Consider the following 15863-nt stretch of genomic DNA (forward strand, 5'->3'; position numbering starts at 1 on the left):
CGCGACAGCCCTATGCTACTTATCGTTCTAACGGAACTAAAACCCCATGCGTACTAGCCAATACATGCTCTCCACACTCAAGGAGACGCCAGCCGATGCAGAAGTCATCAGCCATCAGTTGATGCTCCGGGCAGGAATGATTCGTAAACTGGCCTCTGGCCTTTACACCTGGTTGCCGACCGGTTTACGTGTTTTGAGAAAAGTTGAAAATATCGTGCGCGAAGAAATGAACAACGCTGGCGCGATTGAAGTTTCCATGCCCGTTGTTCAGCCTGCCGATTTATGGGTGGAAAGTGGACGTTGGGATCAATATGGCCCAGAACTGCTGCGTTTTGTCGATCGTGGTGAGCGCCCATTTGTGCTCGGCCCAACACACGAAGAAGTCATTACTGACCTGATTCGTAATGAAGTCAGTTCTTACAAGCAGCTGCCGCTGAATTTCTTCCAGATTCAAACCAAATTCCGCGATGAAGTGCGCCCGCGTTTCGGCGTAATGCGCTCGCGTGAATTCCTGATGAAAGACGCCTACTCTTTCCACACTTCACAGGAATCGTTGCAGGTCACTTACGACGCGATGTACGCCGCTTACAGCAAGATTTTCAGCCGTATGGATCTGGATTTCAGAGCTGTTCAGGCAGACACCGGTTCTATCGGGGGCAATGCGTCCCATGAGTTTCAGGTACTGGCGACCAGCGGTGAAGACGATATCGTTTTCTCAACGGAATCCGACTACGCAGCAAACATTGAACTGGCAGAAGCGGTTGCGCCGAAGTTAGGCCGTGCTGAAGCGACAGAAGAGCTGCGTCTGGTTGATACGCCAAACGCCAAGACCATCGCCGAGCTGGTTGAGCAGTTTACACTGCCAGTAGAAAAAACCGTGAAGACGCTGCTGGTTAAAGCAACAGAAGAAAGCGGCCATAAACTGGTTGCATTACTGGTTCGCGGCGATCACGAATTGAACGAAATCAAGGCTGAGAAAATTGCTCAGGTAGCCAGCCCACTGACGTTCGCAACGGAAGAAGAGATTCGTGCAACTATCGGCGCAGGCCCGGGTTCACTGGGTCCGGTCAAGCTGTCAATTCCTGTCGTTGTCGATCGTACCGTAGCGGCCATGAGTGACTTCAGCGCTGGCGCGAACATCGATGGCAAACACTATTTTGGCATCAACTGGGAACGTGACGTTACGCTGCCGCAGGTTGCAGATATCCGTAATGTGGTTGAAGGCGATATCAGCCCAGACGGTAAAGGTACACTGCAAATTAAACGCGGTATCGAAGTAGGCCATATTTTCCAACTGGGCAGTAAGTATTCTGAAGCGCTGAAAGCCACAGTTCAAGGTGAAGACGGCCGTAACCAGACGCTGACGATGGGTTGCTACGGCATTGGCGTGACGCGCGTTGTCGCAGCGGCGATTGAGCAAAATCATGACGAACGCGGTATCATCTGGCCAGACGCGATTGCACCTTTCCATGTTGCTATTCTGCCAATGAACATGCACAAGTCTTTCCGCGTGAAGGAAGTGGCTGAAGATATCTACCAGCAACTGCGCGCTAAAGGCATTGAAGTTCTGCTTGATGATCGTAAAGAACGTCCGGGCGTGATGTTCGCCGATATGGAGTTGATTGGCGTACCGCATACCATCGTAATTGGCGATCGCAATCTGGATAGCGAAGAGATTGAATATAAGAACCGTCGGGTCGGTGAAAAGCAAATGATTAAAACCAGCGAAATCATCGATTTCCTGCTGGCGAATATCATCCGCTAATTGCCGTCGAACCGCCCTTTCACACGAAAGGGCGAATACAGGCATAAAAAAATGGTGGGTTTCCCCACCATTTTTATTTCAAGACGTTTATTTCAAAACATCAGTAACTCGTCACGAATTATTCACGAAACAGTTCTTCAATGCTCAACCCCTGAACCTGCAAAATTTCACGCAGGCGGCGTAAGCCTTCAACCTGAATCTGGCGAACACGTTCACGCGTTAAGCCGATTTCACGACCCACATCTTCCAACGTAGCCGCTTCGTACCCTAGCAGGCCGAAACGACGCGCCAACACCTCACGCTGTTTGGCATTAAGCTCAAACAACCATTTAACGATATTCTGCTTCATATCGTTATCCTGAGTGGTGTCTTCAGGTCCGTTATCTTTTTCGTCTGCCAGAATATCCAGCAGCGCTTTTTCCGAATCACCACCCAGCGGGGTATCGACGGAAGTAATACGCTCATTCAGGCGCAGCATGCGGTTGACGTCATCAACGGGCTTATCAAGCTGTTCGGCAATTTCTTCCGCACTCGGCTCGTGATCCAGTTTGTGAGACAGTTCGCGCGCGGTGCGCAGATAAACGTTGAGTTCTTTGACAATGTGAATCGGCAAACGGATGGTACGGGTTTGATTCATAATCGCCCGTTCTATCGTTTGTCGAATCCACCAGGTTGCGTAGGTTGAAAAACGGAATCCTCTTTCTGGATCGAATTTTTCAACCGCACGGATCAGGCCGAGGTTCCCCTCTTCAATCAGGTCCAGCAGCGCCAGACCACGATTGTTGTAACGGCGGGCAATTTTCACCACCAGCCGCAGGTTACTCTCGATCATCCGGCGGCGCGATGGGACATCGCCACGCAACGCGCGTCGGGCAAAATAGACTTCTTCTTCTGCGGTTAAAAGCGGCGAATAGCCGATCTCTCCTAAATAGAGCTGTGTTGCGTCAAGGACACGCTGTGGGACCCCTTGCGATAACAGCTCGTCTTCCGCCGAGTCATTATCATTGGTATCTTCCTCTGCCAGCGCCTTATCGTCAAAAACGTCAAGTCCATTTTCTTCGAAATCGGTATCTTCATGTAACTCGTTAACTTTCAGCGTACTTTGGCTCATAAGTGGCTCCTACCCGTGATCCCTTGGCAGAATACCGAAATACTCTGCCCGATTTATCGCTGCGGCAGAAAACGCAGCGGGTTTACGGATTTCCCCTTGTAACGAATTTCAAAGTGCAAGCGAACTGAGCTGGTGCCCGTACTGCCCATCGTAGCGATTTTTTGTCCTGCCGTGACATCTTGTTGCTCACGGACTAGCATCGTATCGTTATGGGCATAGGCACTGAGGTAGTCATCATTATGTTTGATGATTATCAGATTTCCGTAACCACGTAGCGCATTACCCGCATACACCACGCGCCCACTGGCGGTTGCGGTGATCGGTTGCCCACGTGAGCCGGCGATATCAATCCCTTTATTTCCCCCTTCGGAATCGGAGAAACTATCTATGACTTTCCCATCGGTAGGCCAACGCCAACTGCCGACAGCAGCTGTATTGCTGCTGGCAACAGCCGCTGGTGCGGAAACAGGAGCAGTTGTTGGTGCCCCTGTCGTAGGTAACATCTTACCTACATTCTGTTTACCCTGATTACCAGAATACGCATTAGTTGACTGAGAATCAACCGATGTAGTTTGTATTTGCGCACTTGATGGCGGCGTTGGTACACCACCGCGTGTGGCATCGGTTGTTGCCAGCATTCCACCACCGCTCGTCAGGCCGCCGCCCGATGCGTTGTTGCCGGAACCGCTCCCTAAGCTCAGTGATTGCCCCACATTCAGGCTGTACGGCTCAGGGATATTGTTGCGCTGCGCCAGATCCCGGTAGTCATTACCGGTAATCCACGCGATATAAAACAGAGTATCGCCCCGTTTAACTGTGTAAGAACTGCCGCCGCTGTAGCTGCCTTTTGGAATATTGCCGTAGCTGCGGTTGTAAACAATTCGGCCGTCGGACGTTGTTGAAACGCTTTCACCCGCTGTTGAAATGCGTGATGGTGGCGCAGATAACATCCCCCCTCGGCTGCCCGTATTTCCGTCAACGCTGCTGATCGGTGCGGATTTGGAATTATTGTTGGTACATCCCGCCAATCCTAGGACAATCACCGTACAAGCAGCAATGTGACGCAAATTCATCATTCGGCTTCCCATGCGCCTTACTCCCCTATAACTATAGCGTTCAAAAAAGTAACTATATCCGTCATATTTCAAGCTGCATGTACGTTGGCTTCTCTTACTCACCCAGTCACTTACTGATGTAAGCTCCTGAGGATTCGTGCGCTTGCCGCCTGCCTGCAACTCGAACTATTTAGGCTACATAACGTTCAAAAAACAGTAGTATCCAGAACTCAATTCGGACATATCTGCCTCGCATCTGCTCTCGCTTAACTGGCCGTAGCTCAACTGCCTATCGCGTAAGTGATTGTAGCATAACCGGTATCCGGTGATTTATTCGTTAATTGGAACGAGAAAGATCGCTACTTCACCATCGCTGGCGCATAAGCAAAACGGGAAAGGCACCGCGATGATTAGATGCTAACAATATCAACAAGTTCGCACTATAAAACAGTTATGTTGAAATTTTAAAGACTTAACAACAAATGCATGCCAACGCCACGGTATCAGGCTAATTCCCCTTTGACCAGCGGAACAAACCGAACAGCTTCAACCGTTTGAATAATAAATTCGCCAGCGTGGCGTTGCACAACTTGTAAGTATTGTGACTGTTCACCGACGGGCAATACCATCACACCGCCTTCATCAAGTTGCTCCATCAGCGCCCGGGGAATTTCCGGCGGTGCAGCAGTCACGATGATGGCATCAAACGGCCCGCGCGACGCCCAGCCCTGCCACCCATCGCCATGACGGGTAGAAACATTATGCAAATCAAGCTGCTTTAAGCGACGTTTAGCCTGCCATTGCAGCCCTTTGATGCGCTCAACCGACCAAACGTGCCGAACCAAATGCGCTAAAATTGCCGTTTGATAACCCGACCCTGTGCCAATTTCCAGCACGCGGGATACGGGCGTCAGGCTGAGCAGCTCCGTCATCTTCGCGACCATGTAAGGCTGCGAAATCGTCTGGCCGGAACCAATAGGCAGAGCGGTATTTTCATACGCTTTATGTTCGAAAGCCTCATCAACAAAACGTTCTCTGGGTACGGCTTCTATCGCCTTCAGCAGACGCTCGTCCTGAATGCCCTGCAGGCGCAGCTGCGCCAACAACGTTTCTATACGCTTGTTTACCATTCCCCGCCGACCTCAGCTCTGGTTAACCTCGTCACCAATACAGCAATTTTCCCGCACAGGGGTAAGCCAGCCGCCGCTATCGTACGGTTACCAGCATTATTCTTTTCAACTATGTTCTGCAAAAACGTATCGCAGCACATCAGGCACCGAGATCGGTATCCTGCTGTGAATGCAGCAATTCACGCACCACGCTGGTCGCAAAACTGCCCGCAGGTAGCCAGAACTTCAATTCCACAGTCGCATCGTCCTGCCATTCCCAGTGCATCTGCTGCGGATACAGCAGTACCGCACGCCGAGCTGGTTCGACCCGCTCACGCTTAACCAAAGACCACAGCGCGTCTTGTCCGACCAAAGCCTGCTTTTCAAATAGCTGCGCGTCATCCTGCGTACCCAGTTCGCCATCTCCGGGCAGCGGCGCAGTAATCTGGAGTTCACCCGCATCAAGGCGCGTCTGTAAAACGTCCAATTCGTCAGGCTTAGCAACAAACCAGCTGCCGCGCCCTGTCAGCTGCAATGCATCACCACACAAGACGGTTTTCGCCTGCTGCCCCGCGAGTCGTGCACTGGCAACCTGATTAAACATCGCACTGCGGCTGGCAGAAAGATAAAAACTCCGCTTACTGCGTTCTTTTACCCGAATCTCGTTATTTGCCCAAAGACGAGCCTGCTCAAGGTTATTTCCGTTGCGCCCGAAACGCTGGCTGCCGAAATAATTAGGCGCGCCTTTCGCGGCAATCAGCGCCAAACGAGCATCAACCTCGTTTCGGTCGCTGACCTGACGCAGCACCAGCGTAAAATGGTTACCCCGCAGCGTCCCGATCCGCAGCTTGCGACGATGGCGAATCACCTCAAGCACATCACAGCCTTCCAGTTCCAGCGAGGAGAAATCGGGCGTCTCTTTTCCCGGCATATGCAGGCAAAACCACTGTTCGGTGACAGCATGACGATCTTTCAGGCCCGCATAGCTGACGGCACGCAGCGGTAGACGAACAAATTTCGCCAGCATCTCAGCCACAAATTGCGTATTGCAGCCGCGCTTGCGTACACGCACCAATACCTGTTCACCGTCACCATCCGGCTGAAACCCCAGATCTTCCACCACCAGAAAATCTTCCGCAGTGGATTTCAATGAGCCAGTAGCCTGTGGTTCACCGTGCAGCCAGACGAGTTGTTCGCTATTTTCCATCGTTATCCTACAAAGTGCATAATCGGGCGAAGCACGATCATGACATTGTTTTTTATACTGTTAATTTTCTATTCTTAATAAAGTATTGTCGATAAACCAACGGCTTACCACGCGACAATTTCGCCCGTTTCTTTTTTCACCAGCAGGGCAACGGCTTCGCAGGCAATACCTTCGCCGCGACCTGTAAAGCCCAGCTGTTCTGTCGTGGTCGCTTTCACATTGACGTCGTCCATGTGGCACTGCAAATCTTCCGCCAGATTCACACGCATTTGCGGGATGTGTGGTGCCATTTTCGGTGCCTGCGCAATAATCGTGACGTCCAGATTTCCCAACTGATAACCTTTATCGTTGATACGACGCCAGGCTTCGCGCAGCAGGCCACGGCTGTCCGCACCTTTAAAGGCCGGATCGGTATCAGGAAACAGCTTGCCAATGTCGCCCAGCGCAGCAGCGCCCAACAGGGCATCGGTCACGGCGTGCAGCACCACATCCCCATCGGAATGCGCCAGCAGGCCTTGAGTATAAGGAATTCGCACGCCACCGATCACCAGCGGACCTTCTCCACCGAACTTATGGACATCAAAACCGTGACCGATACGCATCGCGCGTTCTCCTTATATGTATTTAACAAATAAATTTAACGAATAAAATGAGGTTACTGCAAACTGGTTAAATAGAATTCGGCTAATGCCAAATCCTCTGGACGCGTGACTTTGATATTATCCGAACGTCCGCTGATAATTTGCGGGCGATAGCCACAATATTCCAGCGCAGAGGCTTCATCTGTGACGGCAACGCCATCCTGAAGCGCCCGTTGCAGACACTGTTTCAACAGCGCCGCAGGAAAAAGCTGTGGCGTCAGCGCATGCCACAAATCGTTACGTTCTACCGTGCGATCGATAAACCCGTCCGTGCTGCGCTTCATGGTATCACGAACCGGTGCGGCCAGAATTCCACCAACGTCACTCTGCTCGACAATCGCCAGCAGGCGCGTCAGATCGTCCTGATGCAGACACGGACGCGCCGCATCGTGCACCAACGCCCACGCGCTATCGTCAACGGCAGCCAGCCCGGCCAGTACGGAATCCGCACGCTGCTGCCCGCCCGTCACGGCACAAATACGGGGATCGTTGGCAATCGCCAGAGTATGAAAGAATACGTCATCTGGACTGATAACGACGACGACACGCTGTACGCGTGAATGGCGTAAAAGCGCGTCGATGGTATGTTCGAGAATGGTTTTATGACCGGTCGCATCATTGCCAATCGTCAGATACTGCTTAGGACGATCGTTTTGCATCCGGCTGCCGTTACCCGCAGCGGGCAAAACAGCAACAATTTCAGGCGGGGAAAGGCGTGGTATCTGCATGCGTCAACGTTGTGTATTGTTGGATGAAGCGTTATTAGATGACGTCGTATTCGCGTTACGGTGGCTCGATTCTGGCACCAGACGATAGAAGCTTTCACCGGGTTTGATCATACCCAGTTCATTGCGTGCGCGCTCTTCAATCGCTTCCTGACCGCCATTGAGGTCATCAATTTCAGCAAACAGCTGTTCGTTACGGTCTTTTAATTTGGCATTGTTCCCCTGCTGGACAACAACATCATCCTTCACCCGAACATAATCATGAATGCCATTCTTGCCCAGCCACAGTGAGTACTGAAGCCAGCCAAGCAATATCAATAATAACAGCGTAAGCTTTCCCATCCCGCCCCCTGAAAAACCGCCTAATCATCCCATAACTTTTGTTTCGACTCCACTGTGTCCAGCAGTGGGAGGCAATATTCACCCTGCCACATGCCCAAATGGGGATATTTCGGGCAAAAGAGCACGCCAAACGCACGCCCACGTCACACTCATTTCATCCATTCATCCTCTCGTACTTTCTATTCATCAGAAGACGCAAGTGCGCAGGAGCCATGTGAATAAAACCGCCCATAGGAAAAACGTCAGTTGAACCATTAATGCTATCTGTGTATTTTTATGCATACAAAGTGCATAAAAAAAGAAAATGTTACATTTAAACCAGGAGAAAACCATGTTCAAAAAAATGTTATTCGTTGGTGCGCTCTTCGCAACCGCACTCTCTACTAGCGCCTTCGCCGCTGAACCCACTTACGTTGTCGGCTCTGGCGGCACCTATCGTCCCTTTGAGTTTGAAAACGCGCAGAAAGAGCTGGAAGGCTTTGATATTGATATTATTAAAGCGATCGCCAAGGCGGAGAATTTTAATATCAAGCTGATCAATACGCCGTGGGAAGGGATCTTCGCGACCCTTAACTCCGGCGACCGCGACATTATCATTTCCGGTATCACGATTACCGACAAACGTAAGCAAATGGTCGATTTCTCCACACCTTATTTCCCTGCTGAGCAGTCCATTGTGGTGCCTAAAGGCTCGACGATTGACTCGATTGCTGCGCTGAAAGATCACAAAGTTGGTGTCGTGAACTCCAGCACCGCCGATATCGTGGTGTCCGACGTATTAGGCAAAAACAGTACATCGATTAAGCGCTTTGATAACACCCCGTTAATGTTACAAGAGCTGTATGAAGATGGTGTGGGCGCAGCGGTTGGCGACGTGGGCGTGGTGAAGTTTTACATTAAGACTCACCCTGAAAAACAGTTCAATCTGGTTTCCGACGCCAAATTCGAACGCCAGTATTTCGGGATCGCCGTCGCGAAAGGCAACGATCAGCTGCGTGCGAAGATTAACTCAGGGCTGAAAAAAATCGTTGCTGATGGCACCTACGCCAAGATCTATCAAACCTGGTTTGATAACAACGTTCCGACCTTACCCGCAGAATAAAGCCTGCAAGACACTGCGCACCTCTCCAGATCTCCATCGCTTCACGCGAGACGTCGCATAAACCGGACAGCCAGCCTGTCCGGTTTAATTTAGAATAATCATTACGTTAGCCTATTCAAAAAAGGAAACGATCTTGACGGGATTTCGTTGGGAGATCATTCAGGAATATGCCCCGCTATTTATGGAAGGCACCTGGATGACCATCAAATGCACCATTATCTGTGTCATTCTTGGCACCTGCTGGGGATTAACGCTCGGATTGGGCCGCTTAGCGCAAGCGCCGCACGGGCCGTGGAAATATATCCTGCACTACGGCGTTCAATGGCCAGTACGCATCTACATCAGCGCCTTCCGGGGCACGCCGCTGTTTGTGCAAATCATGGTGGTGCACTTCGCACTGGTGCCGCTGTTCATCAATCCGCGTGATGGATTGCTGGTGACCAGCAATATTATGTCGGTCGATTTTGCCCGTACGCTGCGCTCAGATTACGGTGCGTTCCTCTCTTGCGTCGTGGCAATTACGCTGAATGCGGGTGCCTATGTCTCCGAGATATTCCGCGCTGGCATTCAGTCGATCGATCGCGGCCAGATGGAAGCGTCACGCTCTCTCGGAATGAGCTATGGCCGTACCATGCGGAAAGTCATTCTGCCACAGGCTTTTCGCCGCATGCTGCCACCGCTGGGCAACAACGCCATCGCGATTGTGAAGGATTCATCGCTGGCTTCAGCAATCGGATTGGCGGATCTCGCCTATGCCGCTCGTACGGTGTCAGGGGCTTACGCCACGTACTGGGAACCCTACCTAGCGATCTCTATCGTTTATTGGGTTATTACTTTCCTGCTCTCGCTGCTGGTGCGGCACATGGAAATGAGGTTTGGCAAAAGTGATTCACGTTAAAAACCTGCAAAAACAGTTTGGCGATACGCATGTCCTGCGTGGTATTTCCTGTGATATCGCGCCTCAGGAAGTGCTCTGTCTGATTGGCCCATCCGGTTCAGGAAAAAGTACCTTTCTGCGCTGTATCAACGCACTGGAGACGCTGTCAGCAGGCGAGATTACGGTCAACGGTTTTGCCATTCACGATCAGAAAACCAATATCAATCGCGTGCGTGAAAGCGTGGGGATGGTCTTCCAGCGCTTTAATCTATTTCCGCACATGACAGTGTTGGAAAACGTGATTATGGCGCCGATGGATGTGAAAAAATTATCCCGTGCGCAGGCCGTTGAGCGGGCGAAAGCGTTGCTCAGCAAGGTCGGCCTGCTGGATAAAATCGATGCCTGGCCGAACAGCCTGTCCGGTGGACAACAGCAGCGTGTCGCGATTGCTCGCGCGTTAGCGATGGAACCCGCGATCATGTTGTTCGATGAACCGACATCCGCGCTGGATCCAGAGCTAGTTGGTGAAGTGTTGGCAGTCATGAAAACGCTAGCGAACGAAGGCATGACGATGGTCATCGTGACCCATGAAATGGCATTTGCGAGAGAAGTGGCCGATAGAGTGATCTTTATCGATCAGGGAGTTATTCAGGAAGAGGGGACGCCAGAGGCGATCTTTACACATCCGAGTAACCCGCGCACGCAGGCTTTCCTGAGCAAAATACTGTAAATACGTTAAAACGGTAAACCGTAGGCTGTCAGCGTCTTCCGCGCTGGCAGCCTTTTTCTTTTACCACCCCGTCAGAAAAGAAAATACCAACCAGAACAGGCAGACCACCGTCAGCCCTGTCGCAAAAAGCGTATAAAAAAGATAGCCTCTCAGCAAAAAGCTAAACCCGACGCCAACCAACACTGAAAACGGCATCAGCGCCAGAAAAAACGGCCAGGTGTAGAGCATGAAGAAAAACGTGGTATTGGAGCCGTATACCAAAAAAGGGATAGTGAAGGCCAACCAATAAAAAGAGAACCCCGTGACCGCCCCCATAAACAGGTAGGAAACGCCGTCATCCTCTTCTTGTTGCGCTGGCCGAGTCTTGCTAATCGTTAACTGCGTGGCATTTTGCATAATCTTTCCCATTCGTCCCCTTATCACCCACTGGCGCGGTGAAAAAAGCGGGATATCAGAGCTTGATAATAGCTCGCTTGCCCAGCAGATCTAACAATTGGTCTGTCAAATGTGTTACTAATTGTTCGCCATCCAGATGACTATCCGGCGCTTCCGGCGCTTCATATGCCGAGTCGATCCCGGTGAAATTACGCAGCTCTCCCGCACGGGCTTTTTTATACAAACCCTTGGGATCGCGCGCTTCACAGGTCGCTAACGGCGTATCCACGAAGACCTCGATGAACTGCCCTTCGCCCAGTAAATCCTGCACCATTTTACGCTCGGCGCGGTGCGGCGAGATAAACGCGGTCAGGACCACCAGGCCCGCATCAACCATCAGTTTGGCAACTTCACCCACGCGGCGAATATTTTCGCGCCGATCGTCGTCGGTGAAGCCTAAATCGCGGCACAAACCGTGCCGCACGTTATCGCCATCCAGCAGGTAGGTGCTGACGCCACGCTGATGTAGCACCTGTTCCAACGCCCCCGCCAGCGTGGATTTACCGGATCCAGACAATCCGGTAAACCAGATAACGACGCCCTGATGACCATGCAGCGTTTCGCGCGACTCTCGGGTGACATCGTGCGCATGCCAGACGACGTTATCGTCAGTCGGTTCATCGCGTAAAGACACGTTATTTGCCTCCCAGCAGATCGCGCGCACCCCAATGTGGGAAGTGGCGACGCACCAGCGCATTCAGTTCCAGTTCAAACGCACTGTACGCGCCCGGCTCCTGATACACCTGCTCGATAGGTTCCCGCACCAGACCCGCGCCCACCGTGACGTTGCTCAGACGATCGATGAAGATCATCCCGCCCGTCACCGCGTTGTGCTGATAGTTGTCCAGCACCAGCGGCTCATCAAAAATCAGTTCAACCGAACCGATACCATTCAGCGGCAGGTTCTCCGCTACGCGCTGCGTCAGCGTATTGATCTCAACCTGATACTGAATATTCTCAACCCGAGCGCGCGTTTTCTTGCCGCCAATCTTGATGTCGTAGCTCTGTCCCGGCACCAGCGGTTGCTCCGCCATCCAGACAACATCCACCAGCGCATGCTGCACCGCTTTCAGCGACTCGCTGCTGTCGACCAGCAGGTCACCGCGGCTGATATCTACTTCATCCGCCAGCACCAGCGTAATCGCTTCACCCGCCTGCGCCTGCGGTAAATCACCGTCAAAGGTCACAATACGGCTGACGGTAGATTCTACGCCGGACGGCAGCACTTTAATCCGTTGCCCAACGCGGATAATGCCGGATGCCAGCGTTCCTGCATAGCCACGGAAATCCAGATTCGGGCGGTTCACATATTGCACCGGGAAGCGCATCGGCTGTTCCAGCGTGCGCTGTGCCACATTGACCGTTTCCAGCACGTCCAGCAGCGTCGGCCCGGTATACCAGCCCATCGTTGTACTCGGCGTCGCGACATTGTCGCCATCCAGTGCGGAAATCGGCACAAAGGTGATATTCAGGTCGGCAGGCAGCTGCTGAGCAAAATCCAGATAATCCTGCTTAAACTGCTCAAACACCGTTTGCTGATAATCCACTAAGTCCATTTTGTTCACCGCCACCACCAGATCGCGAATCCCCAGCAGGGTCGCAATAAAGCTGTGACGACGGGTTTGATCCAATACGCCTTTGCGAGCGTCAATCAGCAGAATCGCCAGCTCGCAGGTTGATGCGCCAGTCGCCATGTTGCGGGTGTACTGCTCATGCCCCGGCGTATCGGCGATGATGAATTTGCGCTTTTCCGTAGAAAAATAGCGGTAAGCCACGTCAATCGTGATGCCCTGCTCACGCTCGGCCTGAAGCCCATCGACCAACAGTGCCAGATCCAGCTTTTCGCCCTGCGTTCCAATACGCTTGCTGTCATTGTGCAGCGTACTGAGCTGATCTTCATAAATTTGGCGCGTATCGTGCAGCAACCGGCCAATCAACGTACTTTTTCCGTCATCGACGCTACCGCAGGTCAGGAAACGCAGCAGCGTTTTATCCTGCTGCGCGTGTAAATAAGCTTCCACACCGCCCTGCTCGGCGATCTGCTGTGCAATCGCATTGTTGATGACGACTGCATCTTTCTCAGCCGCATTTTCTGCCGCTGTGTCTTTTAACGAAATTTGGCTCATTCGACGATTCCTCAGAAATACCCTTGACGCTTTTTCAGCTCCATTGAACCGGCCTGATCGCGGTCAATTACCCTTCCCTGACGCTCACTGGTCGTGGAAATCAGCATCTCTTCGATGATTTCCGGCAGCGTCTGCGCCTCCGATGCTACCGCCCCCGTCAGCGGCCAGCAGCCCAGCGTGCGGAATCGCACCATGCGTTGCTCGATCACTTCGCCCGGTTGCAGATCGATGCGATCGTCATCCACCATCAACAGCATGCCATCGCGTTCCACCACCGGACGCGGCGCGGCCAGATACAGCGGAACAATATCGATGTTTTCCAGATAGATGTATTGCCAGATATCCAGCTCGGTCCAGTTGGAGAGCGGGAAAACGCGGATGCTCTCACCTTTGTTGATCTGGCCGTTATAGTTATGCCACAGCTCTGGGCGCTGGTTCTTCGGATCCCAGCGGTGGAAGCGGTCGCGGAAGGAGTAAATACGCTCTTTAGCACGCGATTTTTCTTCATCGCGGCGCGCCCCGCCAAACGCGGCATCAAAACCGTATTTATCCAGCGCCTGCTTCAGCCCTTCCGTTTTCATGATGTCGGTGTGCTTGGCGCTGCCGTGCACAAAGGGGTTAATTCCCAGCGCTTCACCCTGCGGGTTGCGGTGCACCAGCAGTTCACAACCGTAGGCCTTTGCCGTCTGGTCGCGGAATTCGTACATTTCACGAAATTTCCAGCCGGTATCAACGTGCAGCAGCGGGAAAGGCAGCGCTCCCGGATAGAACGCCTTGCGCGCCAGATGCAGCATCACCGAAGAGTCTTTGCCGATGGAGTACATCATCACCGGATTACTGAACTCGGCCGCCACTTCGCGGATGATGTGAATGCTTTCAGCTTCAAGCTGCCGTAAATGCGTGAGTCGTTTCTCGTCCATACCCTTTCCTTAAGCCAAGTTTACTACCGCTGGGCGGCTGTCTTGCGGCACCGTCGGCGTTGTCTGACCAAACCAGGCAATCTGATGATGTAGATCCACCACCTCGCCAATCACCAGCAACGCCGGTGTCGGCGCTTGCCGTGCCAAATGTTCTAACTCTTGCAGCGTACCGATTTGTACCTGCTGATCGTGTCGGGTGCCGCGACTGATCACGGCAACGGGCGTCTGCGATGAACGGCCATGCGCGATCAGCTGCTGCGAAATCTCGGCTGCCTTCATCGTTCCCATGTAAATCGCCAGCGTCTGGCGGCCACGCGCCAGCGTTGACCAGTCCAACTCGTCGCCATCCGGGCGACAGTGTCCGGTAATAAAAAGCACGCTCTGCGCGTAGTCACGGTGCGTTAACGGAATCCCCGCATACGCCGTGACGCCCGCCGCCGCCGTCACGCCGGGCACGACCTGAAATGTGATACCCGCCTGCGCGACCGCTTGTAACTCTTCGCCGCCGCGGCCGAAAATGAAGGGATCGCCGCCTTTCAGGCGTACTACCCGCTTCCCTTCCTGCGCCAGCTTCACCAGTAGTTGATTAATCTCATCCTGCGGCAACGAATGCGCGCTAGCACGTTTTCCAACGCAGATGCGTTCTGCGTCGCGGCGCACCAGATCCAACACGTCAGCGCTGACCAAATGGTCATGCAGCACCACGTCCGCCTGCTGCATCACCTGTAATCCACGCAGTGTCAGCAGTCCGGCATCGCCGGGGCCTGCGCCAACCAGTGCGACTTCACCGCGTGCGGCCGCTGGTTGCTGCTGTTCCTCTTGCTGATGAACCAGTTGCTGCTGCAATTCGTCTTCGGCCTGCACCAGCTGACCAGCGGACACCAGCGACGCAAAGCGTCCAACAAACAGCCGTTCCCAAAAACGACGACGTGCTGGCATCGAATGCAGTCGGGTTTTAATTCTGTCGCGCCAGCTTCCGGCGATGTCCGCCATCGTGCCCAAACTGGCAGGCAGTAATGATTCCAGTTTTTCACGCAGCAGACGCGCCAGCACTGGCGCTTGTCCACCCGAGGAAATCGCCACCACCAGCGGAGAGCGATCGACAATCGAGGGGAAAATAAACGAGCACTTTGGCTGATCGTCCACCACGTTCACCAGCAAATGACGCTGATTCGCCGCCTCAAATACCGCGGCATTCAGCTCGGCGTCATCCGTTGCGGCAATCACCAGAAACACGCCGGATAACAGCTCTGGCGTAAAAGTATGCGCCAGCCATTCAACCTGCCCAGCCTGATGCTGCACCGCCAACGGTTCCGCCAGCGCTTGTGCGACAATTTTTATCTCCGCCCCCGCGCGTTGCAGCAGATCGATTTTGCGCGTAGCAACCTCATCGCCGCCCACAACCAGTACCGGACGCTGACGAAGATCGGCAAATAAAGGGAGATAGTTCACAGTCGCCTTAACTAAGCAAAAAAATAGATAATGCGACTATACGGTGCGGACAGAACACTTATGAAATGCCGAATTGGAATGACAAGTTCCGTAATGGAATAACAGTAAAACAAATCCGGCTACTCACCTATCAGCACCGGTCACCTCCCCTACGACGCACTTTGCTCAACAGAGTTTATGACGTACGTCAAAGTTGCAGACAGTTTGCCGATTTTTGATATTTGCTTTTCCAGATTCATTGCAACATGCCACTAGCCCCGCGGGCA

16 protein-coding genes are annotated in these 15863 nt (G+C 52.8%); 4 read left to right on the forward strand and 12 right to left on the reverse strand.

Annotation, left to right across the window (positions count from 1 at the left end):
• The first annotated feature begins 46 nt into the window (after positions 1 to 46).
• A complete protein-coding gene (gene proS / locus EIP93_RS17720) occupies positions 47 to 1765 on the forward strand; it encodes a proline--tRNA ligase (RefSeq protein ID WP_103942465.1) in 1719 nt (572 codons plus the stop codon).
• 118 nt (positions 1766 to 1883) lie between these two features.
• Here the strand turns inward: proS and rpoS are convergent, their stop codons facing one another.
• The 7 genes from rpoS to ftsB form a co-directional block, all read right to left on the reverse strand.
• Complete coding sequence (gene rpoS, locus EIP93_RS17725) at positions 1884 to 2876, reverse strand: RNA polymerase sigma factor RpoS (protein ID WP_010299820.1); 993 nt, start codon at positions 2874 to 2876, stop codon at positions 1884 to 1886.
• A 53-nt stretch (positions 2877 to 2929) separates the two neighbouring features.
• A complete protein-coding gene (gene nlpD, locus EIP93_RS17730) occupies positions 2930 to 3952 on the reverse strand; it encodes a murein hydrolase activator NlpD (RefSeq protein ID WP_162847991.1) in 1023 nt (340 codons plus the stop codon).
• A gap of 482 nt (positions 3953 to 4434) precedes the next feature.
• Positions 4435 to 5061 (reverse strand): protein-L-isoaspartate(D-aspartate) O-methyltransferase, encoded by a 627-nt coding sequence (locus EIP93_RS17735; protein WP_039494667.1) that lies wholly within the window; start codon positions 5059 to 5061, stop codon positions 4435 to 4437.
• 139 nt (positions 5062 to 5200) lie between these two features.
• Positions 5201 to 6247, reverse strand: a complete 1047-nt coding sequence (truD, locus tag EIP93_RS17740; protein WP_103861712.1) for a tRNA pseudouridine(13) synthase TruD — start codon at positions 6245 to 6247, stop codon at positions 5201 to 5203.
• A 104-nt stretch (positions 6248 to 6351) separates the two neighbouring features.
• The gene (gene ispF / locus EIP93_RS17745) at positions 6352 to 6849 is read right to left on the reverse strand and encodes a 2-C-methyl-D-erythritol 2,4-cyclodiphosphate synthase (protein ID WP_010299845.1); all 498 of its coding nucleotides are present in this window, start codon (positions 6847 to 6849) and stop codon (positions 6352 to 6354) included.
• Positions 6850 to 6902: 53 nt separating this feature from the next.
• A complete protein-coding gene (gene ispD / locus EIP93_RS17750; protein ID WP_103942461.1) occupies positions 6903 to 7616 on the reverse strand; it encodes a 2-C-methyl-D-erythritol 4-phosphate cytidylyltransferase in 714 nt (237 codons plus the stop codon).
• A 3-nt stretch (positions 7617 to 7619) separates the two neighbouring features.
• Complete coding sequence (gene ftsB / locus EIP93_RS17755) at positions 7620 to 7955, reverse strand: cell division protein FtsB (protein WP_039361203.1); 336 nt, start codon at positions 7953 to 7955, stop codon at positions 7620 to 7622.
• Positions 7956 to 8286: 331 nt separating this feature from the next.
• On the opposite strand from ftsB, the gene EIP93_RS17760 reads away from it, so the two are divergent.
• From EIP93_RS17760 to EIP93_RS17770, 3 genes are all read left to right on the forward strand, one after another.
• On the forward strand, positions 8287 to 9057 hold the full coding sequence (locus tag EIP93_RS17760; protein ID WP_103861714.1) for a basic amino acid ABC transporter substrate-binding protein: 771 nt from the start codon (positions 8287 to 8289) through the stop codon (positions 9055 to 9057).
• 133 nt (positions 9058 to 9190) lie between these two features.
• Complete coding sequence (locus tag EIP93_RS17765) at positions 9191 to 9955, forward strand: amino acid ABC transporter permease (protein WP_005973498.1); 765 nt, start codon at positions 9191 to 9193, stop codon at positions 9953 to 9955.
• Positions 9942 to 10664, forward strand: coding sequence for an amino acid ABC transporter ATP-binding protein (locus EIP93_RS17770; protein ID WP_039470994.1), 723 nt, complete (start codon positions 9942 to 9944; stop codon positions 10662 to 10664). Before EIP93_RS17765 ends, EIP93_RS17770 begins: the two co-directional genes overlap by 14 nt.
• 60 nt (positions 10665 to 10724) lie before the next feature.
• Here the strand turns inward: EIP93_RS17770 and EIP93_RS17775 are convergent, their stop codons facing one another.
• The 5 genes from EIP93_RS17775 to cysG all read right to left on the reverse strand — a co-directional run bounded on the left by EIP93_RS17775 (position 10725) and on the right by cysG (position 15597).
• Positions 10725 to 11060 (reverse strand): DUF3561 family protein, encoded by a 336-nt coding sequence (locus EIP93_RS17775; protein ID WP_029368162.1) that lies wholly within the window; start codon positions 11058 to 11060, stop codon positions 10725 to 10727.
• Between the two features lie 55 nt (positions 11061 to 11115).
• Positions 11116 to 11796: an adenylyl-sulfate kinase gene (gene cysC, locus EIP93_RS17780; RefSeq protein WP_170310708.1), complete on the reverse strand. Its 681-nt coding sequence runs from the start codon at positions 11794 to 11796 to the stop codon at positions 11116 to 11118.
• The gene (cysN, locus tag EIP93_RS17785) at positions 11735 to 13162 is read right to left on the reverse strand and encodes a sulfate adenylyltransferase subunit CysN (protein ID WP_107333735.1); all 1428 of its coding nucleotides are present in this window, start codon (positions 13160 to 13162) and stop codon (positions 11735 to 11737) included. Before cysN ends, cysC begins: the two co-directional genes overlap by 62 nt.
• Positions 13163 to 13236: 74 nt before the next feature.
• On the reverse strand, positions 13237 to 14145 hold the full coding sequence (gene cysD, locus EIP93_RS17790; RefSeq protein ID WP_103861716.1) for a sulfate adenylyltransferase subunit CysD: 909 nt from the start codon (positions 14143 to 14145) through the stop codon (positions 13237 to 13239).
• A gap of 9 nt (positions 14146 to 14154) precedes the next feature.
• The gene (gene cysG / locus EIP93_RS17795) at positions 14155 to 15597 is read right to left on the reverse strand and encodes a siroheme synthase CysG (RefSeq protein WP_125233056.1); all 1443 of its coding nucleotides are present in this window, start codon (positions 15595 to 15597) and stop codon (positions 14155 to 14157) included.
• Positions 15598 to 15863: the final 266 nt, after the last annotated feature.

Source organism: Pectobacterium versatile (assembly GCF_003932035.1).
Lineage (GTDB): Bacteria > Pseudomonadota > Gammaproteobacteria > Enterobacterales > Enterobacteriaceae > Pectobacterium > Pectobacterium versatile.